Below are 23629 nucleotides of genomic sequence, written 5' to 3' on the forward strand. Positions count from 1 at the left end.
ACTACAATGAAAAACGCATTCGAGATACAGGGCGGTAAGAAGCTTAAAGGCGAGATCATCCCCCAGGGAGCAAAAAACGAAGCATTACAAATTATATCTGCCGTATTATTAACCGGCGAAAAAATGACCATCAGCAACATCCCGGATATACAGGATGTGAACAAACTAATAGAGTTACTGGGCGACATGGGTGTTGAGGTTAACCGCATCTCGCGCGATACGTGTACCTTTGAAGCTAAAGAGATCGATCAGGATTTCTTCAATTCTGAAGCTTTTAAAACCAAGGGCGGTGGCTTACGCGGCTCTATTATGATACTGGGGCCGCTGTTGGCGCGTTTCGGTAAGGCATCTATCCCAAAACCGGGTGGCGATAAAATTGGCCGCCGCAGGCTGGATACCCACTTTCTGGGTTTCGAGAAACTGGGCGCACGCTTTGATTACAACCCCGATAACGGCTTTTATAATGTAGATGCATCTAACCTGCAGGGCACTTACATTTTGCTTGACGAGGCATCTGTAACCGGTACTGCCAACATTGTAATGGCTGCCGTACTGGCAAAAGGCACTACTACCATTTATAATGCCGCCTGCGAGCCATACCTGCAACAGCTTTGTAAAATGCTTAATCGCATGGGCGCTAAAATTACCGGCGTTGGCTCTAACCTGCTTACTATTGAAGGTGTTACAGAATTAGGTGGGACAGACCATCGCATGCTGCCTGATATGATAGAGATCGGCTCGTTCATTGGCCTTGCTGCCATGACGGGTTCTGAGATCACCATTAAAGATGTTCATTACGATGAACTGGGCATGATACCAGACGTTTTTAAACGCCTGGGCATTAAACTGGAGCGCCGCGGTGATGACATCTACATCCCGTCGCAAGACCATTACGAGATAGATACTTTTATCGATGGATCTTTACTAACCGTGGCAGATGCTCCATGGCCGGGCTTTACGCCGGATCTGTTGAGCATTGTATTGGTAGTTGCTACACAAGCAAAGGGATCGGTATTGATCCACCAAAAGATGTTTGAGAGCCGGTTATTCTTTGTGGATAAATTGCTGGATATGGGTGCCAACATCATCCTTTGCGATCCGCACCGCGCCACCGTTATCGGTTTAGATAAAATGGTGCAATTACGCGGTATTTCCATGACCTCGCCTGACATCCGCGCGGGTGTATCCTTACTGATCGCCGCACTTTCGGCACAAGGCCAATCTACCATTTACAATATCGAACAGATAGAACGTGGTTACCAAAATATCGACGAACGCCTTAAAGCACTTGGTGCTGATATAAAACGGGTATAATTTTAAGGTAAAAGGCGAAAGGTAAAGGGTTAAAGATTTTTTGTCTGCCCTTTTACCTTTCGCCTTTTACCTTTTACCTCATTCAAAATATTATTACTTTTATGGCGATCAACCAACAGAACCTGTAATGCCATACAAAAACCGGAGATCATCGTATTCCACCTTTATACTGATCTTTGTTGCATTAAAAATAGTGCTTAACCTATTCGCTATTAGTCATTTTGGTTTCCACCGGGATGAATTGCTGCATTTAGTTTTAGGCGATCACCTGGATTGGGGATATAAGGAAGTCCCTCCGTTTATAGCCTTACTGGCGAAAATTACACTTAACGTTTTTGGCGACTCTGTTTTTGCTGCGCGAATATTTTCGACCATAGCCGGCGGATTGATCATCTGGCTTACCGGCCAGATAACCGTGGAATTGGGCGGGCGCAGGTTTGCCATTACCTTAGCTTGCCTGGCGCTTATTTTCTCTCCTGCATTTGCCGCCAGCGGGTATCTTTTTCAGCCTGTTGTGTTCGATCAGCTTTGGTGGGTAGTAACCGTTTGGTTATTTGCACGCTATTTAAATACGGCTAATGTAAAATACCTTTACTGGCTGGGTGTGGCCGTTGGGGTGGGCATGCTTACCAAATATACCATGGCGTTTTTTACTGCATCGCTTATTGTAGGCATACTCATCAGCCGCGAGCGCAAACTGCTGTTTAACAAACACGTTATCTACTCGGCAATAGTGGCTTTGCTGATATTTTTGCCCAATATTATCTGGCAGTTTGTGCATCACCTGCCGGTTATACACCACATGCAGGAATTGCGCGAAACCCAGCTGGATTATGTAAAACCTGCAGACTTTATTATAGAACAGGTACTGGTAAATGGCGTAGCATTGTTTGTGTGGCTTACCGGCTTTTGTTTCCTGCTATTTTCATTTAAACTCAGGCGTTTCAGGTACTTGTCTATCGCTTACATCCTCATCTTCCTGTTTCTGTTACAGATGAACGGAAAAGATTATTACCTTTTTGGGGCCTACCCTATGCTGTTTGCTGCGGGTGGTTTTGCTTTCGAGCGGATGCTTAAACGCAATTACTATGTGCTGCGCACCACAGCCATTTTACTGTTTGTGGTACCCAACGTATTGCTGCTGCCTTTGGTGCTGCCTATTCTTTCGCTCAATAAAACCGTTACTTTCATTAAAAGCACCAATGAGCGCTTACCATTCCTAAAATTCCTGACCAGATGGGAGGACCAGAAGCAGCACCCTTTAACGCAGGATTATGCCGATATGCTGGGCTGGGATGAAATGGCCCAAAAAGCCGGGGAAGCTTACCATAGCTTAACGCCCGAACAGCAGAAACACACACAACTATATGCCGATAATTATGGCCAGGCAGGTGCCCTGCATCATTACAGGCATCAATATAACCTGCCCGAAGTAACGAGCCTGAACAGCAGTTTCCAGCTTTGGGCAGCCGATAGTTTGAGCGCGCATTACATTATTTATGTGGATGATGATGACAATGTAGAACGCAGGCTTGCCCCGCTGATAGAGAGCTACCGGGAAACCGGCCATGTAACAAACCCGCTGGCACGCGAGCACAATTCCAGGATCTATATCCTTATCAACCCATCCCCCAAATTAAACGAAGTTTACAAAGCGGAGCTGGCTAAGAAGAGGTTACAGTAAGCGCTGCAATAAACAAAAACAAAGACGCGAAATATCGCGTCTCTGTAAATCATTTATCCGAATATCGCCTTAATTCGATTAAGCCGATATCGCGTTGATAATATCGTATTGGGTAATGATCTCTATCTTACCGTTATCATCCTCAACCAGCACAGCAATATTATCCTTATTGATCATGCCCGAAATTTTATCAATACCGGTATTCAGATCGATAAAAGGAAATGGCGCTGTGGAGATATTTTTTACCGGCTGTGATTTAATGCCGGGGTTTTCTATCAGCGAATCCAGGATATCGCTCTCGGTGATCTTGCCGATAACCATACCTTGTTGGGTAACGGGGATCTGGCTTATGTTAAGCGATTTGATGGTGTTTATAGCTTCCAGCACCGTTTTTTCGCAATCAATGGTCACAATCTCCTGGTTCTCTTTTTTACTGATGATATGGCGTGCGGTAAGTTTCTCTTCTTTCAGGAAACCACGGTCGCGCAACCAGTCGTCGTTATACATTTTGCCCAGGTAACGGGTACCATGATCCGGGAAGATGATCACTACTACATCCCCCTCTTTAAACCTGTCCTTCATCTGTAGTAAACCTGCCACTGCAGAACCTGTTGAATTACCTGCAAAGATGCCTTCCTTACGGGCAATCTCGCGGGTCATCAGGGCTGCATCCTTATCGGTCACTTTTTCGAAGTGGTCTATCAGGCTAAAATCAACATTTTGCGGCAAAAAATCTTCGCCAATACCTTCGGTGATATAAGGGTAGATCTCATTCTTATCAAACTCGCCGGTTTCCTTATATTTTTTAAATACCGACCCATAAGTATCGATACCCAAAACTTGTATAGCAGGGTTCTTTTCTTTTAAATAACGGGCAGTACCGCTGATAGTGCCACCTGTGCCCACACCTACTATCAGGTGAGTGATCTTACCTTCAGTTTGTTCCCAAATTTCGGGGCCGGTTTGCTCATAGTGCGCCTGCGAGTTGCTCAGGTTATCGTATTGGTTAGGTTTCCAGGAGTTGGGCACCTCGCGCTCCAGGCGTGATGATACAGAATAGTAAGACCGTGGATCCTCCGGCTCTACATTGGTAGGGCATACAATAACTTCGGCACCAAAGGCACGCAGGGCATCAAATTTTTCTTTGGATTGCTTATCGGTACTGGTAAAAATACATTTATAGCCCTTAATAACCGCGGCTATAGCCAGCCCCATACCCGTATTGCCGGATGTACCTTCTATAATAGTGCCGCCCGGTTTTAGCTTACCGCTTTTTTCGGCATCCTCAATCATTTTAAGGGCCATACGATCCTTTATAGAGTTACCGGGATTGGTAGTTTCTATCTTAGCTAAAACCGTTGCAGGTATCTCTTTAGCTATCTTATTAAGCTTTACCATAGGCGTATTGCCTATGGTTTCCAGTATATTATTGTACCACATAATTTATTGTCTACTTATCCTGTATGCTTAACAGGATACCGGGCAAAATTAGCAAATATTGTGTAAATGGTGAATAATGAGTGGTTGATTAAGAAAGTAGTTACCTGCAGGCGACAAACAGATCAATAACTTTTATCACTTAGTTAATTTACCACTCACTAACCTTAAAACTTAAGGTGCTTAACCGTAAGCCCGCCATTTATCAGTTGCTTTAATGATTCTATCCCTACACGCAGGTGGGTTTCTACATACTGGGTGGTAACGTTACTGTCGCTTTCGGCAGTTTTTACGCCTTCGGGTATCATTGGCTGGTCTGATACCAGTAACAAAGCACCAGTCGGGATCTTGTTGGCAAAGCCTGTGGTGAATATCGTGGCTGTTTCCATATCTACCGCCATGGCGCGCAGTTCTTTCAAATATTTTTTAAATTCCTTATCATGCTCCCAAACACGGCGGTTGGTAGTGTAGCAGGTACCTGTCCAGTAATCGCGTGATTGATCTCGTATGGTGGTTGAAATGGCCTTTTGCAGCGCGAATGATGGCAGGGCAGGCACTTCTGCCGGCAGGTAATCGTTAGATGTCCCCTCGCCCCTTATCGCGGCTATCGGCAATATCAGGTCGCCCACGTTATTCTTCTTTTTTAAACCGCCGCATTTGCCTAAAAAAATTACGGCCTTGGGGTGTATGGCCGTCAGCAGATCCATTACGGTGGCGGCAACGGAACTACCCATCCCAAAGTTAATAATGGTAATGCCATTGGCCGTTACGCTTTGCATCGGTTTGTCTAAGCCCATTATAGGCGCGTTATCGTTCCATTCTGAAAACAGCTGCAGGTATTTAGAAAAATTGGTAAGTATAATATATTCGCCAAAGGCATCAAGCGGCCTGCCCGTATAACGCGGCAGCCAGTTGGCCACAATGGCTTCTTTAGTTTTTAAGCCCGATTTTACCGGGGTAGAAACTTCTTTGATTTTTTTTGCAGGGATGGTGTTGTCATCTTTCTTTACATCTAATTCTTCGTTCATCTTTTTTGTCCTCTTTTTTTGTGTGTATGTGTATCATTCAAGGGTTACAAAACCCTTTTATACAGCAAACCCCGGTGTGCTTTCACCAGGGTTAGTGTGTAATATACGAAAATAATTTTATACTATCAAATAATTGTTAAGCCACCTTTAACTTTTTAAGGTCGCTCTTCTCAAATTTCTCCCTGGCATAGTCCAGTGTAACATTCAGGCGCTTCACATCTTTTTTAGACGGAAACTCAAACATCGCATCAATCATAATGGCCTCACAGATAGATCGCAAACCACGTGCGCCCAGTTTAAATTCCATTGCTTTATCTACAATAAAATCAAGCACTTGGGTGTCAAATTCCAGCTTTACACCCTCATATTCAAACAGTTTTTTATACTGCTTTAATAAAGAATTTTTAGGCTCGGTTAAGATGTTGTGCAAAGCTTCGCGGTCCAGCGGGTTAAGATAGGTAAGCACCGGTAAACGGCCTATCAGCTCGGGTATCAGCCCAAAAGATTTAAGATCCTGCGGGGTAATATACTTGTACAGGTTCTTCATATCTATCTCGCTGTCGTCGCGTTTCATTTTATAACCCACAGTTTGGGTACGTAAACGGTTAGCTATCTTTTTCTCGATGCTATCGAACGCGCCTCCGCAAATAAACAGGATGTTACTGGTATTTACGGTTATCATCTTTTGGTCCGGGTGTTTACGGCCGCCTTGTGGTGGTACGTTAACCATAGTACCTTCCAGTATTTTCAGTAATGCCTGCTGCACACCTTCGCCGCTTACATCGCGGGTAATAGATGCGTTATCGCTTTTGCGGGCAATTTTATCTACCTCATCAATATAAACAATACCGCGCTCGGCAGTATTTACATCATAATCTGCAGATTGCAGTAAACGGGTCAGGATACTTTCCACATCCTCGCCTACGTAACCGGCCTCTGTTAGCACAGTAGCATCGCAGATACAAAACGGAACGTTTAATATTTTGGCCAGCGTTTTGGCCAGCAAAGTTTTACCGGTGCCGGTTTCGCCTACCATGATGATATTAGATTTTTCAATCTCTACCTCATCCTTATCCACGCGCTGGTTTAACCTTTTGTAGTGGTTATAAACAGCAACAGAAAGCACTTTCTTAGCATCGTCCTGCCCGATGATATATTGGTCGAGGTGCGATTTGATCTCGGCTGGTTTAAGTACAGAAGGCACTGCCGGCGAGGCTTTCACCTTGCGCACCTTTAATTCTTCTGCCAGTATCTCGTTTGCCTGATCAACGCATTTGTCACAAATGTGAGCATCCAGGCCGGCTATCAGCATCAGGGAGTCCTGCTTACCTGCGCCACAAAACGAGCACCTGATCTCCTTGCTGTTCTTGTTCATCTTTTCTCTGCTTTAATCAAAAATAGGAAATTGGCTTTTTATAAACCAATTAATTTATAAGTGAGTGGTTGATTAAGTTGCTTACGACTAAGTTTTGTAGCTTCTGTGCAACCAACTTAATCAATATTCACTACTAATAAATTTATTTTGATTTTGTTTTGTTCCCTTTTAATATTTCGTCGATCATACCAAATTCTTTAGCTTCTTCAGCGATCATCCAGTAGTCGCGGTCTGATGCTGAGTGAACCTTTTCATAAGATGCACCGCTATGATCTGCAATGATCTGGTATAATTCTTTTTTCAATTTAGTGATCTCGTGGTAAGAGATCTCGATATCAGATTGCTGGCCCTGCGCGCCACCTGATGGCTGGTGGATCATGACGCGTGAGTGTGGCAAAGCAGCGCGTTTACCTTCTGCACCGGCGCATAATAATACGGCCCCCATGGATGCTGCCATACCTGTACAGATAGTGGCCACATCGTTAGAGATCAGTTGCATGGTATCATAAATACCTAAACCTGCATAAACCGAGCCGCCCGGTGAGTTGATGTAAAGCTGAATATCGCGTTTAGCATCGGCCGATTGCAAGAATAACAACTGCGCCTGTATCACATTCGCATTCTGATCATAAATAGGATCGCCCAGGAAAATGATGCGGTCCATCATCAAACGCGAAAAAACATCTAACTGCGAGATATTTAACTGGCGTTCTTCAATAATATAAGGTGTATAACCCATTGGCGGGGTTACAATACCTGTTGGGGTATTGCTGCGGTTTACACCACCAATAAACCTATCTACATAAGTGCTGCTGATACGATGATGTTTAACAGCATATTTTCTGAATTCGTTTTTATCTGGATTACTGTTCATGTGTGTATGTTTTATTTGTTAGGGTTGGGGCGGTTGCCCGCGATAAATATAGTTTTTAGTTGAATAGATTTTAAACTATTTAGTTTGATAAAAGTAAAAAAACAGCCGGCCCCCATGAGCCCCCTCTAAATCTCCTCCGTAAAGGGAAATTTTTTAATTTTATACAGTCCTCTTCTTTGGAGAGGGTTGGGTGAGGCTTTATAACACAAAAGCACTTGCTGTTGGGCAAATGCTTTTGGTAAACATGGTATTAAAACTCTTATTGCTTATGCAGCAAGCTTGTTAAAATCAGAGAACAGGATCTCTTTTTTATCAAGCGTAATCACGCTCTTGATGTAATCAAACACCTTAAGCGCTTTTACCTGTTCAAATATTTTGTTAGCATTCTCTTTGTTTTGCAGGTATTGTACCGTGTACTGGCCCAGCTGCTCTTCTGTTAAAGCCTGCGGGCTGTACATTCTGAATTGCTGCTCTAAACTGCCTTTTGCAAATTCAAACACTTCCTCGTATTTAATATCGATGCTGTTATCCTTCATCAATTTATTTTCAATCAGTGTCCATTTCAGGTTCTTAGCAAAATCAGCGTAGCCACCTTCCAACTCTTCGTCGGTCAGTTTTTCGTTAGTAGCTTTTAACCAGCGTTTTAAAAATGCATCCGGTAGGTCAAAACTTACTTTATCTATGCTGTAAGTATAAATTTCGTCCTGCAGTTTGCGCTCGGCATCCTGGGTCATCATCATTTCTAACTCTTCGGTTATTTTAGCCCTGAAACCGGCTTCGTCGGTTACAACACCTTCACCAAATAATTTATCAAAGAACTCCTGGTTTAAATCACCCTCTTCTAAACGGTTAACATTTTTAACCGTTAGTTTGAAGTTTGATTTAAGATCTGCTGCTTCATCCTCTTCAATTTTTAATAACCCTGCAACCTTGGCTGCATCATTATCAAAAGCAGCGTTGATGTCAAATACCACCTCATCGTCTTTTTTCAAACCAATTAACGATTTTTTGATCTCCTCATTCTTGATCTGATCTAAACGTACTGAAGTGATATTGTTTATGCCTCCCTCAAAAACAGAACCATCCGGAGAAAGCTGCGCTAATTCGGCATAAAGCACATCATCGTCTGCCGATACGTCAGGATTTGTCATTTTGCCATAGCTTCTGCGGATGTTTTTGATACGAGACTCCAAAGTCTCATCATCAACTTTTATCACATACTGGGTCAGTTTATCTTTTGATGAAAAATCAATATCAAACTGCGGTGCCAAACCAACTTCGTAATTAAACTCAAAGTTATCGGCAAAATCCCAGTTATACTCTTTGGTTTCATCAACCTTAGGTAAAGGCTGGCCCAATACTTCCAGTTTTTCTTCGTCAAGATATTTGTTTAATGTATCAGACAGCATGTTGTTGATCTCGTCAACCAGGATGCTTTTACCATACATTTTTTTAATATGTGCAACCGGTACCATACCCGGGCGAAAACCTGGTAATTTTGCTTTTTTAGCTTGGTCTTTCATTGCTTTTTCAACCTTCGGCTGGTAATCCTCCGGGTTGATATTGATCTTAACAACTGTGTTCAGGTTATCAATCTTTTCCTGTGATATATTCATCTTTTTACCTGGTATTAATTTATCTTTTTTGAAAGTACCGCCGTTTGGCTGTACAAAATTCGAGGCGCAAAAGTATGAATTTATTTTTAAAATTCAGGTTTAAGTAATTTAAGATAAGCATACATAGCAGCGCACATTTTCGCCCTTAAAACGCCTTTTTAAACAACAAAAACGGCCAGAAGCCGTCATTGTAATGCTGTGTAATACTTTTAAAGGTTAATTTATCTTTTTAACCGACGAAGCGCCGGACTGATCATTGTTCACCTTGCCGGGGTTGCCTCGGTATTGGATATCTGATGAACCGCTGGTATGCACATCCAATTCGTTCAGTACATTTATTTTGCATTCGCTGGCGCCCGATGTGCTGATCTTATATTTGCCAACCACAAAATCAAGCGCCTCTACCTTGCCCGATCCGCTCATGTCTATATCGTGCGATGCTGCCTGCCCCTTCAGATAGATCTCGCTGGAACCGCTGGCACTTGTATGCACCTTAGCTGCGTTAAGCTCAATATCTATTTTGGTAGAACCGGAAAGATCAATATCAAGGTCTTTGGTGTTTAAACGCCCGTCCGACTTAAAATCTACAGCACCTGCTGCTGCTATACCATCCAGGTTTTTAACGCCTATGGTAAGCGTAGCTTCCCCGCTTGGGCAGATATTTTTACGTGAATGAACGGTTAAGGTGTTGCCCTCAATAGTTGTTTCTACATATTTCATCAGGTTATCATCAATACTGATAGAGATCGCCTCTGAACTATCCTGCTTTAAAACTACCCGGTAACCTCCAGACACATCTATTTTGGTAAAGCTTTTCATTTTACGGCTTTCGGTGCGGATCTCTCCCTTGCCTTTTATACACCTGAAACGGCGGCATGAAGAGAATAAGGTAACTGATACGGCTGCTATCAGTATAAGTATTTTAAAGTCGATCTTTTTCATAGTGTGTTTGGTTTTATTTTTTGACGATGGTTTACGGGATGAAGTTACAGTAAAAATAAAAAAAGCCATCTAATTTATCTGATGGCTTTTGATGTATGATAGGCTTTGCAGGGTTAATGGTTATAAACCGGCCAACTCATTTTGTTTTGCTTTGGCAATTGTATTATCGGCTATCTGGCTTTTTGAAGCATTTACGGCTACAAAATCTTTCTGATCAACGTTTGCAGCCTGTGCATACTTTAAGCTGTAATCGTTTACGTTGCCGGTTAATGTTGCCTTGGCATTATCATTTACAGTTATAGTTGCTTTGTATGCATCCAATTTTAAGTTGGCGGTTGCGGTGTTGTAAAGGTTTACTTCCAAATCCAGCCTGGCTAAGTTACCGAATGATTTTACCGCTGCGTTATCATAAGCGGTAATGGCCTGCAGGTCGGCAGCGGTTACCCAAACTACCAGCTTTTCGTTCTTGTAAGATGATATGCGTAATACGCCGTTTTGGCTTTGTACCAGTGCGCTTTCTGCATAATACTTGTTATAAACCTTAACCCGGTCGGTTGCACCGTCTGATACATAAAGTTCAACATTTCCGTGGATCTCGATCTTATTGATCCTGCTGATGTTGGTTAATACGGTGCTGGTTTCGCCATTGTTATTTTTAACGTTTGCATCAGCATTTTTGGTGGTTACCATTGCCATAATCATTACGGCTGCGATGGTGAAGATTGTTGTTTTCATGATATTAATATTTTGATTATGAATACTATAAGTTGTGTTATTAAATACATCTATATGACGAACAGGCCGCCGAAACGTTACAGCCAATTAGTGTATATTAGACACAGTGCGGGTTTATGTCGGTAAACGGCAGAAACAAGGCGGCGAAAGCAGTTTGTTGAAGAGAGATAAGGATCAGGAAATAAGAGTCAGGATGTAAAATACAAGAAATAAGATGCAAGAATTAAGAAATTCGTTGTTGTTATTTTGAGGCTGTTTTTTGATGGATGGCTGATAAGGGTTGGTACAACTTAAAGTTTATAGCACAAAAAAACCACCGCGCCGGCGGTGGTTCCTCTGATATATATTGAACTTTTGCAAAGTGTGCTTATAAGGTGGCCAGTTCTGATACCTTAACGTTAGCAGGCAGGCTGATGGTGGTTTTATTACCGTTTACGGTTGCCAGTTGCGAGTGGTTAACCGTTGCAGATTGGTCTTGCTTTAAGCTGTAATCGTTTACAGTACCGCTAATGTTGGCTTTAGCACGGTCGTTTACCACAATGCTTGCTTTGTAAGCGTTGATCTTAAGATCGGCTGTGGCAGTATTGTTCAGCGTTACTTCCAGGTCGAGTTTTGCCAGGTTACCAAATGATCTAACCTGCGAATTATCATTTGCGATGATGGTTTGCAGATCGTTAGCGGTTACCCAAACCACTAATTTTTTATCAGAATAGGATGAGATGCGCAGGGTACCGTTCTGGCTTTGTACCAGTGCACTTTCGGAATAGTACTTATTATAAACCTTCACCTGGTCGGTAGCACCGTCTGATACATACAGCTCAACGTTTCCGTGTAACTCGATCTTATTGATCTTGCTGATGTTTGTTAATACAGTGCTTGCTTCTTCGTTGTTGTTATTTGCTGAGGCAAAGGATGAAGTTGCAGTACCTAATGCTAAAGTAAAGATGGTTGCTATTGTTAAAATTGAAGTTTTCATGATACTAATATTTTGATTGTGAGTGAATTATTTTTTTCTTGTTTTTAAATACACCAATATGACTCCCCCGCTCAACAAACGTTACAGCAGTTTTGTGGGGAATAGATGTACAGGCTGTTTATGTCGGTAAACGCCGGATTTATGACGGTGAATGCTGAAGAATTTTTGAGATCAGATTCGACAACTTTTAAAAAGTTGTCGAATCTTGACTATGATTACAAATCTTATCCGACTTATCAATATATTTAAGCAATAATAACAAATGGCAAAATCCGAACATTATTACACAAAATTTGAAGAAGGCTGCTTTTACCATATTTATAATCGCAGTATCGACAAGCAATTAATGTTTAAAAGCGATGCCAATTGTAGATACTTTTTAAAAAAGTTCGATCAGTATTTATCATCGGTTATCGATACCTATGCCTACTGTTTATTAGGCAATCATTTTCATTTACTTATTCATGTGCATGAAAATCTAACGGATTTTAAAGAAACAAAAAACATCGATCCGTCAAAATCCACCCATGATATCATAAGCCATCAATTTAGAAAGTTCTTTCAATCCTACTCTATGGCTTTTAATAAGCAGTATAAACGGGTTGGCACTTTATTCCAAACGCCATTTAAAAGGGCTTTAGTTAATGATAGCAGTTATTATAGTCAACTTGTTTATTACATACATGCAAATCCCCAAAGCCATAATCTGACTGAAGATTTCAGAAACTGGGAATGGAGCTCCTACCATAGTATTTTGTCAGATAAACCAAGTAAATTAAAGAAAATTGAATTAATAGAATGGTTTGGCAGTAAACAAGCTTATCAGGATTATCATCATGAATACCGAAACAATATGATACAGGAAAAACTTATGATTGATATGAATGAATAGATTCTACAACTTTTATCCGGATTCAACAACCTTTAACCAGATTCAACAACCTTTAACCAGATTCAACAACTTTCAAACAGATTTGACAACTTTTAAAAAGTTGTCAAATCGTAACTGTTACAGTAATAGTGCGTGGAACCAAATCAGGTTCAACAACTTTCAAACAGATTTGACAACTTTTTAAAAGTTGTCAAATCGTAACTGTTACAGTAATAGCGCGTGGAACTAAATCAGGTTCAACAACTTTCAAACAGATTTGACAACTTTTTAAAAGTTGTCCAATCGTAACTGTTTACAGTAATAGCGCGTGGAACTAAATCAGATTCAACAACCTTAAACAGATTGGACAACTTTTTAAAAGTTGTCCAATCGTAACTGTTTACAGTAATGGCGCGTGGAACTAAACCACATTCAACAACTTTTAAACAGATTGGACAACTTTTTAAAAGTTGTCAAATCGTAAATCCAATCGTAACTCTTTATAAATAATAATTACCGCCATCTGTTTTTACTTTGCCGGCATCAAGCAGCAGGCGCAGGGTTTCTATGCGTTCTTTTTCGGTGCCCAGCTTCAGGGAGGTGATCAGGCCGGCAAGGGTGTGGGTATCGGTACTGAGTAACTGCACTATCTCATTGGTGATATCGTCTAATATCTCGTCGGCATTTTTTTGGCGGCGCTCTTCCAGGCAAACATCACACACCCCACATTTTGGTGCGTTTAATTCATCAAAATAGCTCAACAGCATCTGGCTGCGGCAGCGTTTATGCTCGGCATAAGCAAAAACGGCTATCATTTTTCTCCGGTAGGTTTCTTTCCGCTGATCTATAGACGCTTTATTGATATACAGGTTATCGGCATGCTGCCTTGGCTTTAACCAGGTTATTTGCGGCTTATCTGTTTGCGGCAGGTAATTTAACAGGTTAAAACCCTGCAGTTGCTGCAGGGCTTGTACCACCTGCTGGGTATTCATACCTGTACGGCGGGCTATATCAAATTCCCTGATCCGCACATAATTTTCAAACGATCCGCCGTACGAGCGCAGCAGGGTTTTAATGAACAGGTCCCACCCTTTATTCTGGATCTGGAAATTGTACAGCTCTTCATTCAATACTTCAAACCTAAAACGCGATGGCAAAAAAACACTTTCGTTAAAGGCCACGTACTCGTCCTGCTCTAAAAACTTAAGGGCGTTTAAGGTTTTAATGGCATCCAGCTGAAACCTGCTGCAAAACTCGCCCAAATCAAGCTCAAAGCCGGCACCTTCGCCCGCATCATAAGCCAGCTGGCAGTAATTGGCCAGGTGATGGTATATTTGTTTGATCTCGTTTACCGAGGGGAAATTTTGCAGGAATTTTTTCTCCTGGCGTAACCTGTCGGTTGGGTTATACAGCAGTACGCCGTAAGCCCGTTTCTCGTCGCGCCCGCCCCTGCCCGCTTCCTGATAATAGGCTTCCAGGCTATCGGGCATATCCTTATGTACCACAAACCTAACATCGGGTTTATCTATCCCCATACCAAAGGCATTAGTGGCTACGATGATCTGTATGCTGTTACTTTTCCAGGCATCCTGTTTAGCCGACCGCTCTTCGGCGGGCAAACCTGCATGATAATAATCGGCTTTAATATTATTTTGCTGGTAAAACTTAGCGATCTCAAACGTTTCTTTCCGGCTGCGTACATATACAATACCGCTGCCGCCAATACCACGGGCAACATCCAGCAGTTTGCGAAACTTATCCTCGGTGGTTTGCACTACATAACGCAGATTTTTCCTTTCAAAACTTTGCTGATAAACTATCCCGTTCTTAAACAGCAGCTTGTGCTGTATATCTTCACGCACCTCTGCGGTGGCAGTTGCCGTTAAGGCCAGCACGGGCACTTTAGGATGCAGTTCGCGCAGATCGGAAAGGTGCAGATATGGCGGGCGAAAATCATACCCCCATTGCGAGATACAATGCGCCTCGTCAACCGCAAACAGGTTCACCTTCATATACCGGATCCGCTCGCGCACCAGTTCAGACAGTAAACGCTCGGGCGACAGGTATAAAAATTTTACCGGGCCATACACGCAGTTATCCAAAGCAATATCCACCTCGCGCCTGCCCATGCCCGATACAATGGCCATAGCCTCGATACCTTTCGCCTTCAGGTTCTCTACCTGGTCTTTCATCAGGGCTATCAGTGGGGATACCACAATACAGATCCCCTCCATGGCCAGCGCAGGCACCTGGAAACATACCGACTTACCGCCACCCGTAGGCAGCAAAGCCAGGGTATCCCTACCTTCTAATACGGATGTAATGATCTCTTCCTGCAACGGCCGGAAATTATCATGCCCCCAGTATTGTTTAAGTATCTCGCGTGGTGTCATCTGTTTTTATAAAAAAAGCCCGTCGTGCGGCGGGCTTTTAATTAGGTATCATGTGCGGGCAATTTACTCACCCGGTCTTTGTTTCGCTCGACCACCCTCTCTTCGCTGCGCAGAAAGAGGGTTTTTTAATCCCCCCCCTTCAGAGAGGCTTTCTCACACTATTTGCAAAGCAGAGAGGGTAGAGCAGCGCAGCGTAGCCGGGGTGAGTTACCTTGAAGAGGCGATCTAACTACCTCGTTTTTATATCTGTGTAGTCCTTATTGGTTTCGCCCACATAGATCTGGCGGGGGCGGCCAATAGGCTCTTTGTTGGCTTTCATTTCTTTCCATTGGGCAATCCATCCCGGCAGGCGGCCTAAGGCAAATAATACCGTAAACATTTCGGTAGGGAAACCCAATGCCGTGTAGATAATACCCGAGTAAAAATCAACGTTAGGGTAAAGTTTACGCTCCACAAAGTAAGGATCGCTTAAGGCTACCTCTTCCAGTTTTTTGGCAATCTCTAAAGTTTCATCATTGATGCCTAATTTCTCCAGGATATCATCGCATGCCTTTTTAATGATCTTTGCGCGCGGATCAAAGTTTTTATATACCCGGTGGCCAAAGCCCATTAAACGGAAAGGATCATTTTTATCTTTTGCCTTGGCAACCCATTTATCAACGTCGCCGCCATCTTCCTTAATTTTTTGCAGCATCTCTACCACCGCCTGGTTGGCGCCGCCATGCAGCGGGCCCCAAAGTGCAGAGATCCCTGCAGATATGGAAGCATATAAGTTAGCGTCTGACGAGCCTACAATACGCACGGTTGATGTAGAGCAGTTCTGCTCATGATCGGCATGCAGTATCAGCAATTTATTCATCGCGCTTACTACAACCGGGTCAATCTCCACATCCTCGGTACGCTGCCCAAAGGTCATGTGCATAAAGTTGGTTACGTAATCGTACTTGTTGCGCGGATAAATAACCGGGTGGCCCAGTGATTTTTTATAGATCCAGGATACGATGGTGCTCATCTTGGCGATCAGCTTGATGATCTCGATATTGATCTCTTCGGCAGATAAGCCCTGTTTTAACGACGAAGGATTAAAAGCAGCCAAAGCGCCGATTAATGACGAGAGCTGCCCCATTGGGTGCGAACCGGAAGGGAAGCCGTCAAAAAACTTTTTCATATCCTCGTGTACAAGGGTATGGTGGCTTATTTCAAACTCGAACGCCTGTAACTGATCGGTAGTGGGCAGTTTACCATATATCAGCAAATAGGCAACCTCTATAAAGGTTGATTTTTCTGCCAGTTGTTCGATAGGGTAACCGCGATATTTTAATATACCAACTTCGCCATCTAAAAACGTAATAGCGCTTTTTGTTGCGCCGGTGTTTTTGTAACCAATATCTAATGTAACATAACCGCTCTGGTCGCGCAGTTTAGAAATATCAATAGCTTTTTCGCCCTCGGTACCTTCTATCACCGGCAAATCATAGGTTTTATCACCAATCTTTAATTGTGCAGTTTCAGACATAGAATAAATAGTATTTGCAACAAATGTAAATAAATCTGCGTATTAATAGCCTTTAAGATATATTTACTCTTTGTAAAATTCTTATTAAGTAATTATGGCCATCGCCCCAATATTGTTTGGTATAAATAAACCTTTGTCTATCGTATATGTCTTTTAAAAACAGGGCGCTGCTATTAGTTGAAAACGACATTACTATTTACAGGCTTATTTTACTGGGCTTATTAATAGCCAGCCCATCGCTCCATTACCTGTGTTTCCAAAAATCTTATGACCCGGTTTGGCTGCGCGCCGTAAACTGCGCCTTTTGCCTGGTTACACTTGGCTTATCATTTCAAAAAAACAAAGTGCTGTTTAAAGCCATGGTGTTTGCAACCATATGCTCTTACATTTTTGTAAACAACTTTTTACTGCTTAGTTTTAACGGCTTTGCGCATGTTTATGTTTTTAGCGCCATCACTATTTTTATATCGGTAACCTTATTTTGCAGCCAGCGGCGCGAATTTGTAATGGTAAGCCTGGTAAACTTTATTGCTGTTATTGCTGCTTATTACAACGCACCAAAAGTCAGCATATCTGTAAACATACTTATTGTATTGCTGGGGGTTTTTACGCTTATAGCCTATGTATCGTTTTTGGTGATGCTGGCCTATAAAATGCAGTTTAAAAAGGCGGTAAGTAATATTGTAGCCCTAAACGAATCGTTAATTGCCAATACAGAAAAACTGAGCAACAGCCAGCAGCAGCTGCACGCGCTGATAAGCTCCATCAACGACACCATTGTTGAGATTGACGAAAGCGGCATTTGTATCAATATTTGGTTTGGCGTAAAAACCCCCGCGTATATAAAAGCCGAGCACTTTTTGAATAAAACACTGATAGAGGCCATTGGCGAAGAGCGCGCCAAACCCTTTCTGCAAGTTTATGACCATGTTTTACACCACAAAAAAAGCACGAGTATAGAGTTTGAATCTATCTACGGCGAGCCCGGCTGGTTTTTGGCAAAGGCATCCCCTGTGGTGGATATTAACGGCAACTATACGAAACGCATATCTGTTTCGGTATCGGATATTTCTGAACAAAAAAAGCATGCAGATGCCGTTACAGAAAACAAAAACCTGCTGCTGCAGGCCCAGGATATTGCCAAAATTGGTAACTGGTGGTACGAAAGTTCTTCGGGACAGAACTACTGGTCGGAAAGTTTGCTTAAGATCCTGGAGATTGATAACGTGCCGGGCCATATATCCCGCTTTGAATATTACATGAGTTTGGTACACCCGGACGACCAGGAGGCAGCGGCAAACTATTTTACCAACATTAACTCTATCGCCGAAAACTTCGAGCATAAATTCATCACCCCAAAAGGAAACCTTAAATACCTGCGGATCTTGCGGGGCGACCTGCTAATGGATGAACATGGCACCCTTGAGCGTGTGGTTGGCATTATTCAGGACATCACCAAAGAAAAATTAACCGAAAAGGCTATTAAGATAAGCCGGGCAGAATTACTGGAGGCACAAACCATTGCCAAAATTGGTAACTGGAAGTGGGACAGCACCCAAAATATGCTATCGTGGAGCGAAGAGGTGAACTCCATTTACGAGATAGAGATCAACAGCATCCAGTCGGCATCGCGTTTTGGCAGGCTGCTGTTACAATACATACACCCGGACGACCGCTGTATGATCAACCACTTGTTTAAAGGCGGTGATAACAGCGGCTCATCTTACGAATACCGTATTATTACCCCAAAGGGCAATATCAAACACATCAGCGTAATTACGGGTAAACTGATGTACCGCGAAGATGGCAGCGTACGCAAAATAATAGGCACCCTGCAGGATATCACCCAGCGCAAACAAGCCGAGATCGATTACCGCCGTACCGAAAACAAATATCGCCTGGTGCTGGAAACCATTAAGCTGGCGGCAGTATCATTAAGTGCCGACGGCAAGGTGATATTTTGCAATAAATACCTGGCCAATTTACTGGGCTACAGCCAGATGGAAATGCTGGGTATGGACTGGATGGCAAACTTTGTTACTGATGAGCATCGCGGTGTGTTAAAAGAATGGTTTAAAAATAACACTTTACGGGCCCATTACATTAACCCGCTGATATGCCGCGACGGCGAACTGCGCACCATTAGCTGGCAAAACACGGTGAGTTATGACGAGAACGGCAGGATCAAAGAAACTACCAGCATTGGCGAAGATATTACCGTGCAGCAAAAGGTAAGGCAGGAGTTGATTTCTGCCAAAGAACAGGCAGAGCGGTCATCGCACTTTAAATCGGAGTTTTTGTCTATCATGAGTCACGAGATCCGTACGCCGATGAACGCGGTAATTGGCACAACCAACCTGCTGCTGGAAGACAGCCCCAAGCCCGAGCAGTTAGAATATTTAAACACCCTTAAGTTTAGCAGCGAGAACCTGCTGGCCATTATTAACGATATTTTAGATTATAATAAAATTGAGGCAGGTAAGCTGCAGCTAAGTAATATACCATTCAATATCCATCAGCTTGTGCAAAATATCAGGCAGTCCTTTTTCGCAAAGGCGATTGAAAAAAACCTGGATATTGAACTGATTGCAGATAACGGCATCCCTGAATTTTTAATGGGCGACCAAACCCGCCTTGGCCAGATACTGATAAACCTGGTAAGTAACGCGGTTAAATTTACCCACCGGGGCAAGGTGAGCATTGTACTGGAGCAAGAACAGGCAAACAACACCGAAGTGCTTATTAAATTTACCGTAAGCGATACCGGCATCGGCATTGCTGCAGAAAATATGGCTATTGTTTTTGACCCCTTTATACAGGGGCCGCAAACCATTACGCATAGTTATGGCGGTACAGGCCTTGGCCTTGCCATCACTAAACGCCTTATCGAACTTTACGAAAGCAGCATCAACGTATTTAGCGAGCCCGGCCAGGGCACACGCTTTACTTTTAGTATCCGCTTTAAAATAGCCGGCCCCATTGCCAACTCAAACACAGATGACAATATTTTGTTGCCGCCCAACCTTAACGGCATGAATATTTTGGTGGTTGATGATAATAAAATGAACCTGATGATCGCATCAAAGTTTCTGAAAAAGTGGAAAGCTAATGTAGCAGAGGCCATAAATGGGCAGATAGCAGTGGATATGGCAAACACAGATAGCTATGATATGATCATTATGGATCTGCAGATGCCGGTGATGGATGGCTTTGAAGCAACTGCCCTGATTAAGCAAACCCATCCTGGTATCCCTATTATTGCCTTTACGGCCGATGCCATGCCCGAAACACAGGGGAAAGCTTTTGCAGCCGGCATGTGCGATTATCTCACCAAACCCTTTGTACCCGAGGTGCTTTTTGAAAAAGTATCCAAGTACCGCAAGGCCAATATCCCTGCCGGTAACCTAACTGAATAAGGCTTTGCCAAGAAATGTTAGCTTACAAAAATTAGTTTGTCCTGATCGCCTCTACCGGGTCGAGCTTGGATGCAAAATATGCCGGTAAAAAGCCCGAAAGCATACCAATGGTAACCGAGATGCCTATACCATAAATAATATTGCCTGCATCAAGCACTACCTCTATATCTGCCGATGCTTTTACGATCAGGGTAACCAGGTAAACCAAAAATAAACCGATAAAACCACCCATCAGGCATAAGGCTATAGCCTCTATCAGGAATTGCAATAGAATAAAGTAGTTTTTTGCCCCCAATGATTTTTGGATCCCGATGATATTGGTACGCTCTTTAACCGATACAAACATGATATTGGCAATACCGAAACCACCTACCAGTACCGAGAACAAACCGATAATAAAACCACCCTTGTTGATGATGCCAAAAAGCTGATCGAGCTGGTTGGTAAGAATGGTTGATTTGTTGAGCGAAAAATCATCCTCGGCACCCGGGCGGATGCTGTGGATAGACCGCATCAGGCCGCGCACTTCGCTCTCCACCTCTACATCCGACAGGTTATCATGCCCGCGAATAACGATCTGCGGGCCATACTTTTCATTCTCGATATCGATGATGTTTTTGGCGAAATTCAGGGGCAGCAAGATCTCGTTATCGCTGGTAATGCCCAGCATATCTTTCCCCTCTTTGGTAAAAACGCCGATAATGGTAACCTTGCGGCCCATAATTTTTATTTGTTTGCCCACACCGGTACCATCCGGAAAAAGGGCACTGGCAATATCGGCCCCAATAATGGTAACCGGCGCGCCCGTGCGCGATTCTATTTCGGTAAAGTACCGGCCATCCTGAAAGTTAAAATTCCAGGTTTTATCATGATCGTGCGATACCGCATCGATCTGTGCGCCGTCTACCGTATTGCTCAGGTATTTTACGGTGCGGTTATCTATACTTATTTCGTAAGAGATGGCTTTGGCGGTTTGGCTGCGGCGGCCCAGTTGTTCAAAATCGCGCAGTTTGGGTACGGGCCTTTGCATATATTTCCACCAGGGGAAATTATCCTCGCCTACCCAGGGCCACTTTTGCACATAAATACTGTTGCTGCCCAGTTTATCAACGCTTTTTTGCAAGTTATTACGCAAGGTATCCACGGCTGACGATACCGCGATAATGGTAAAGATACCAATGGTTACCCCCAATAAGGAAAGCATGGTACGCAGCTTATTTTGCCTTAATGCATCGTACGCAAATAAAAAACTTTCGCGGATAAGTTTAAGTATGATCATATTGCTTTATTGATGTACCGGCATACCCTGCGCAATGATTTTTGCCCCCGGCATGAAACAGTATTTGTTAGACGGTGTTAAAGCAGTTAAGTTACAGTAATTTTACATTATTAATGTTAACCGTAAGCCGCGCCAAAAAAGGGCGTGGAAAATAATAAAAAATCCGTACATTTGCGCCCTGAAAATTCATATATATAAGCATGAAATTATCTCAATTTAAATTCAATTTACCTGAGTCGTTAGTTGCGCACACACCATCAGATACCCGCGATGAGTCGCGTTTAATGGTTTTACACCGCGATTCGGGCAAAATTGAGCATAAAATATTTAAGGATGTACTGGATTACTTTGATGATAAGGATGTAATGATCCTGAACAATACCAAAGTATTCCCTGCGCGTATGTATGGTAATAAAGAAAAAACAGGCGCTACCATCGAAGTTTTTTTACTGCGCGAACTGAACAAAGAATTACGCCTTTGGGATGTACTGGTTGACCCTGCCCGTAAAATACGCGTAGGTAACAAACTGTACTTTGGCGATGACGACCTGCTGATTGCCGAAGTGGTAGATAACACCACATCACGCGGCCGTACCATCCGCTTTTTGTTTGACGGTACCGACGAGGAATTTCGCCGCAATGTGGAGATACTGGGCGAAACACCACTGCCAAAATATATAAAACGCAAGGCTACTGCCGAAGATAAAGAGCGTTACCAAACCATATTTGCCAAGCACGAAGGTGCTGTTGCAGCCCCTACCGCAGGCCTGCACTTTAGCCGCGAGCTGATGAAACGCCTGGAATTAAAAGGTGTTGAATTTGCCGAGGTTACCCTGCACGTGGGTTTAGGTACCTTCCGCCCGGTTGAGGTAGAGGACCTAACCAAGCACAAGATGGATTCGGAGCAGTTTATCATCGAAGAAAAACAGGCCAACATCGTAAACCGCGCTATCGAAAGAAAAAGCCGTATTTGCGCCGTAGGTACTACTTCCATGCGTACCATTGAATCTGCCGTATCTGCCGGTAAAACACTGAAAGCCGCTAACGACTGGACCAGCAAGTTCATCTTCCCGCCGTATGATTTTAGCATTGCTAACAGCATGATCACCAATTTCCACACGCCGGAATCTACCCTGCTGATGATGGTAAGCGCATTTGGTGGCTACGAACATGTAATGAACGCCTACGAAATTGCAGTTAAAGAAAAATACCGTTTCTACAGCTACGGGGATGCGATGCTAATTATTTAGTGAGTAGTGAATGGAGAATAGAGAGTAGTTATTATTCTCGTTAATTATATGGAGAGATATAGGCAGGGCTTATATCTCTTTTTTGTTTATAAATAATACAGGCCAGCCTGAACTTGCCTTAATATCACTCAAAACGGTAAACTTTATTCATTAGATTTGCATGTGAAATGCCGAAACAAGTTTGGCATAACTTATACCCAATGCCGACAATTGATCCCAAATCTCAAATCTCAAATCTTAAATCTACCTACGCCATCATCGTTGCCGGTGGTTCGGGCAGCAGGATGCAGTCGGCGTTGCCTAAGCAGTTTATAGCGCTTTGCGGCGAGCCGGTGCTGATGCATACCATTAAGGCTTTTTATAACAGCCAATCATCGCCCCAAATTATATTAGCCTTAAATGCCGGCTATCATGAGCTATGGGCTGAGTTATGCAGCAAACACAATTTTACAATACCCCATACAGTAATTGCCGGCGGCAAAACCCGTTTCCACTCCGTTAAAAACGCTTTGGGCACCATTGATGATGCGGATGCACTTATTGCCGTACACGATGCCGTACGGCCGCTTGTAAGCCCCGATACTATAGACGAGACGTACGAATGTGCCGCCAAAAACGGAACGGCTGTAGTAGCCCTTAAAAGCCGCGACTCGGTAAGGCAGGTTGCAAACGGCGTATCTGCCGCATTAAACCGCGACAGTATTTACCTGGTGCAAACCCCGCAAACATTTCAATCAGCTTTGCTCAAAAAAGCTTACCAACAACCCTATACCGATAACTTTACGGATGATGCATCTGTAGTAGAACAAAGCGGCGTTGTAATAACACTGGTAGAGGGTAGTTACAGCAATATCAAGATCACTTTTCCTGATGATATTATTGTTGCCGGGGCGTTTATCAACAAAAAAGCCACCATCTGTTAA

17 protein-coding genes are annotated in these 23629 nt (G+C 43.2%); 6 read left to right on the forward strand and 11 right to left on the reverse strand.

Annotated features, from left to right (window positions below):
• The first annotated feature begins 6 nt into the window (after positions 1-6).
• A complete protein-coding gene (gene murA, locus E2R65_RS16345; RefSeq protein WP_134337562.1) occupies positions 7-1314 on the forward strand; it encodes a UDP-N-acetylglucosamine 1-carboxyvinyltransferase in 1308 nt (435 codons plus the stop codon).
• Positions 1315-1441: 127 nt separating this feature from the next.
• Positions 1442-2998, forward strand: coding sequence for an ArnT family glycosyltransferase (locus E2R65_RS16350; protein ID WP_134337563.1), 1557 nt, complete (start codon positions 1442-1444; stop codon positions 2996-2998).
• A gap of 78 nt (positions 2999-3076) precedes the next feature.
• Here the strand turns inward: E2R65_RS16350 and E2R65_RS16355 are convergent, their stop codons facing one another.
• The 8 genes from E2R65_RS16355 to E2R65_RS16390 all read right to left on the reverse strand — a co-directional run bounded on the left by E2R65_RS16355 (position 3077) and on the right by E2R65_RS16390 (position 11981).
• Positions 3077-4438: a pyridoxal-phosphate dependent enzyme gene (locus tag E2R65_RS16355; protein WP_134337564.1), complete on the reverse strand. Its 1362-nt coding sequence runs from the start codon at positions 4436-4438 to the stop codon at positions 3077-3079.
• 164 nt (positions 4439-4602) lie between these two features.
• A complete protein-coding gene (locus E2R65_RS16360; protein WP_134337565.1) occupies positions 4603-5463 on the reverse strand; it encodes an AMP nucleosidase in 861 nt (286 codons plus the stop codon).
• A gap of 136 nt (positions 5464-5599) precedes the next feature.
• Positions 5600-6838: an ATP-dependent Clp protease ATP-binding subunit ClpX gene (clpX, locus tag E2R65_RS16365; RefSeq protein WP_134337566.1), complete on the reverse strand. Its 1239-nt coding sequence runs from the start codon at positions 6836-6838 to the stop codon at positions 5600-5602.
• A 142-nt stretch (positions 6839-6980) separates the two neighbouring features.
• On the reverse strand, positions 6981-7712 hold the full coding sequence (locus E2R65_RS16370; protein ID WP_134337567.1) for an ATP-dependent Clp protease proteolytic subunit: 732 nt from the start codon (positions 7710-7712) through the stop codon (positions 6981-6983).
• 266 nt (positions 7713-7978) lie between these two features.
• Positions 7979-9328 (reverse strand): trigger factor, encoded by a 1350-nt coding sequence (tig, locus tag E2R65_RS16375; RefSeq protein ID WP_134337568.1) that lies wholly within the window; start codon positions 9326-9328, stop codon positions 7979-7981.
• Positions 9329-9544: 216 nt separating this feature from the next.
• Positions 9545-10270 (reverse strand): head GIN domain-containing protein, encoded by a 726-nt coding sequence (locus E2R65_RS16380; protein WP_158285289.1) that lies wholly within the window; start codon positions 10268-10270, stop codon positions 9545-9547.
• A gap of 120 nt (positions 10271-10390) precedes the next feature.
• Entirely contained in the window at positions 10391-11005 is a 615-nt protein-coding gene (locus E2R65_RS16385; protein ID WP_134337570.1) for a GIN domain-containing protein, read from the reverse strand.
• Positions 11006-11372: 367 nt separating this feature from the next.
• Positions 11373-11981 carry a GIN domain-containing protein gene (locus tag E2R65_RS16390; RefSeq protein WP_134337571.1) on the reverse strand — a complete coding sequence of 203 codons (609 nt, stop codon included), beginning with the start codon at positions 11979-11981 and terminating at the stop codon, positions 11373-11375.
• A 262-nt stretch (positions 11982-12243) separates the two neighbouring features.
• On the opposite strand from E2R65_RS16390, the gene E2R65_RS16395 reads away from it, so the two are divergent.
• A complete protein-coding gene (locus tag E2R65_RS16395; RefSeq protein ID WP_134337572.1) occupies positions 12244-12873 on the forward strand; it encodes a hypothetical protein in 630 nt (209 codons plus the stop codon).
• Between the two features lie 479 nt (positions 12874-13352).
• On the opposite strand, the gene E2R65_RS16400 is transcribed toward E2R65_RS16395, so the two are convergent.
• Both E2R65_RS16400 and E2R65_RS16405 read right to left on the reverse strand, forming a co-directional pair.
• The gene (locus tag E2R65_RS16400) at positions 13353-15245 is read right to left on the reverse strand and encodes a RecQ family ATP-dependent DNA helicase (RefSeq protein ID WP_134337573.1); all 1893 of its coding nucleotides are present in this window, start codon (positions 15243-15245) and stop codon (positions 13353-13355) included.
• Between the two features lie 229 nt (positions 15246-15474).
• Positions 15475-16761: a citrate synthase gene (locus E2R65_RS16405; protein ID WP_134337574.1), complete on the reverse strand. Its 1287-nt coding sequence runs from the start codon at positions 16759-16761 to the stop codon at positions 15475-15477.
• A 146-nt stretch (positions 16762-16907) separates the two neighbouring features.
• On the opposite strand from E2R65_RS16405, the gene E2R65_RS16410 reads away from it, so the two are divergent.
• Positions 16908-20177: a PAS domain S-box protein gene (locus E2R65_RS16410; RefSeq protein ID WP_134337575.1), complete on the forward strand. Its 3270-nt coding sequence runs from the start codon at positions 16908-16910 to the stop codon at positions 20175-20177.
• Between the two features lie 31 nt (positions 20178-20208).
• Here E2R65_RS16410 and E2R65_RS16415 read toward each other — a convergent pair whose 3' ends face one another.
• Positions 20209-21456, reverse strand: a complete 1248-nt coding sequence (locus E2R65_RS16415) for an ABC transporter permease (protein WP_134337576.1) — start codon at positions 21454-21456, stop codon at positions 20209-20211.
• A gap of 200 nt (positions 21457-21656) precedes the next feature.
• Here E2R65_RS16415 and queA point away from each other — a divergent pair, with 200 nt between their 5' ends.
• Both queA and E2R65_RS16425 read left to right on the forward strand, forming a co-directional pair.
• Positions 21657-22706, forward strand: a complete 1050-nt coding sequence (gene queA / locus E2R65_RS16420) for a tRNA preQ1(34) S-adenosylmethionine ribosyltransferase-isomerase QueA (protein ID WP_134337577.1) — start codon at positions 21657-21659, stop codon at positions 22704-22706.
• 200 nt (positions 22707-22906) lie between these two features.
• The gene (locus E2R65_RS16425) at positions 22907-23629 is read left to right on the forward strand and encodes a 2-C-methyl-D-erythritol 4-phosphate cytidylyltransferase (RefSeq protein WP_134337578.1); all 723 of its coding nucleotides are present in this window, start codon (positions 22907-22909) and stop codon (positions 23627-23629) included.

Origin of the sequence: Mucilaginibacter phyllosphaerae (genome assembly GCF_004378255.1) — a bacterium.
In the GTDB taxonomy this organism is placed as follows: domain Bacteria; phylum Bacteroidota; class Bacteroidia; order Sphingobacteriales; family Sphingobacteriaceae; genus Mucilaginibacter; species Mucilaginibacter phyllosphaerae.

Coding starts and splice junctions, on each gene's coding strand:
- murA (WP_134337562.1), top strand. CDS start 7: ATGAAAAACGCATTCGAGATACAGGGCGGTAAGAAGCTTAAAGGCGAG.
- E2R65_RS16350 (WP_134337563.1), top strand. CDS start 1,442: ATGCCATACAAAAACCGGAGATCATCGTATTCCACCTTTATACTGATC.
- E2R65_RS16355 (WP_134337564.1), bottom strand. CDS start 4,438: ATGTGGTACAATAATATACTGGAAACCATAGGCAATACGCCTATGGTA.
- E2R65_RS16360 (WP_134337565.1), bottom strand. CDS start 5,463: ATGAACGAAGAATTAGATGTAAAGAAAGATGACAACACCATCCCTGCA.
- clpX (WP_134337566.1), bottom strand. CDS start 6,838: ATGAACAAGAACAGCAAGGAGATCAGGTGCTCGTTTTGTGGCGCAGGT.
- E2R65_RS16370 (WP_134337567.1), bottom strand. CDS start 7,712: ATGAACAGTAATCCAGATAAAAACGAATTCAGAAAATATGCTGTTAAA.
- tig (WP_134337568.1), bottom strand. CDS start 9,328: ATGAATATATCACAGGAAAAGATTGATAACCTGAACACAGTTGTTAAG.
- E2R65_RS16380 (WP_158285289.1), bottom strand. CDS start 10,270: ATGAAAAAGATCGACTTTAAAATACTTATACTGATAGCAGCCGTATCA.
- E2R65_RS16385 (WP_134337570.1), bottom strand. CDS start 11,005: ATGAAAACAACAATCTTCACCATCGCAGCCGTAATGATTATGGCAATG.
- E2R65_RS16390 (WP_134337571.1), bottom strand. CDS start 11,981: ATGAAAACTTCAATTTTAACAATAGCAACCATCTTTACTTTAGCATTA.
- E2R65_RS16395 (WP_134337572.1), top strand. CDS start 12,244: ATGGCAAAATCCGAACATTATTACACAAAATTTGAAGAAGGCTGCTTT.
- E2R65_RS16400 (WP_134337573.1), bottom strand. CDS start 15,245: ATGACACCACGCGAGATACTTAAACAATACTGGGGGCATGATAATTTC.
- E2R65_RS16405 (WP_134337574.1), bottom strand. CDS start 16,761: ATGTCTGAAACTGCACAATTAAAGATTGGTGATAAAACCTATGATTTG.
- E2R65_RS16410 (WP_134337575.1), top strand. CDS start 16,908: ATGTCTTTTAAAAACAGGGCGCTGCTATTAGTTGAAAACGACATTACT.
- E2R65_RS16415 (WP_134337576.1), bottom strand. CDS start 21,456: ATGATCATACTTAAACTTATCCGCGAAAGTTTTTTATTTGCGTACGAT.
- queA (WP_134337577.1), top strand. CDS start 21,657: ATGAAATTATCTCAATTTAAATTCAATTTACCTGAGTCGTTAGTTGCG.
- E2R65_RS16425 (WP_134337578.1), top strand. CDS start 22,907: ATGCCGACAATTGATCCCAAATCTCAAATCTCAAATCTTAAATCTACC.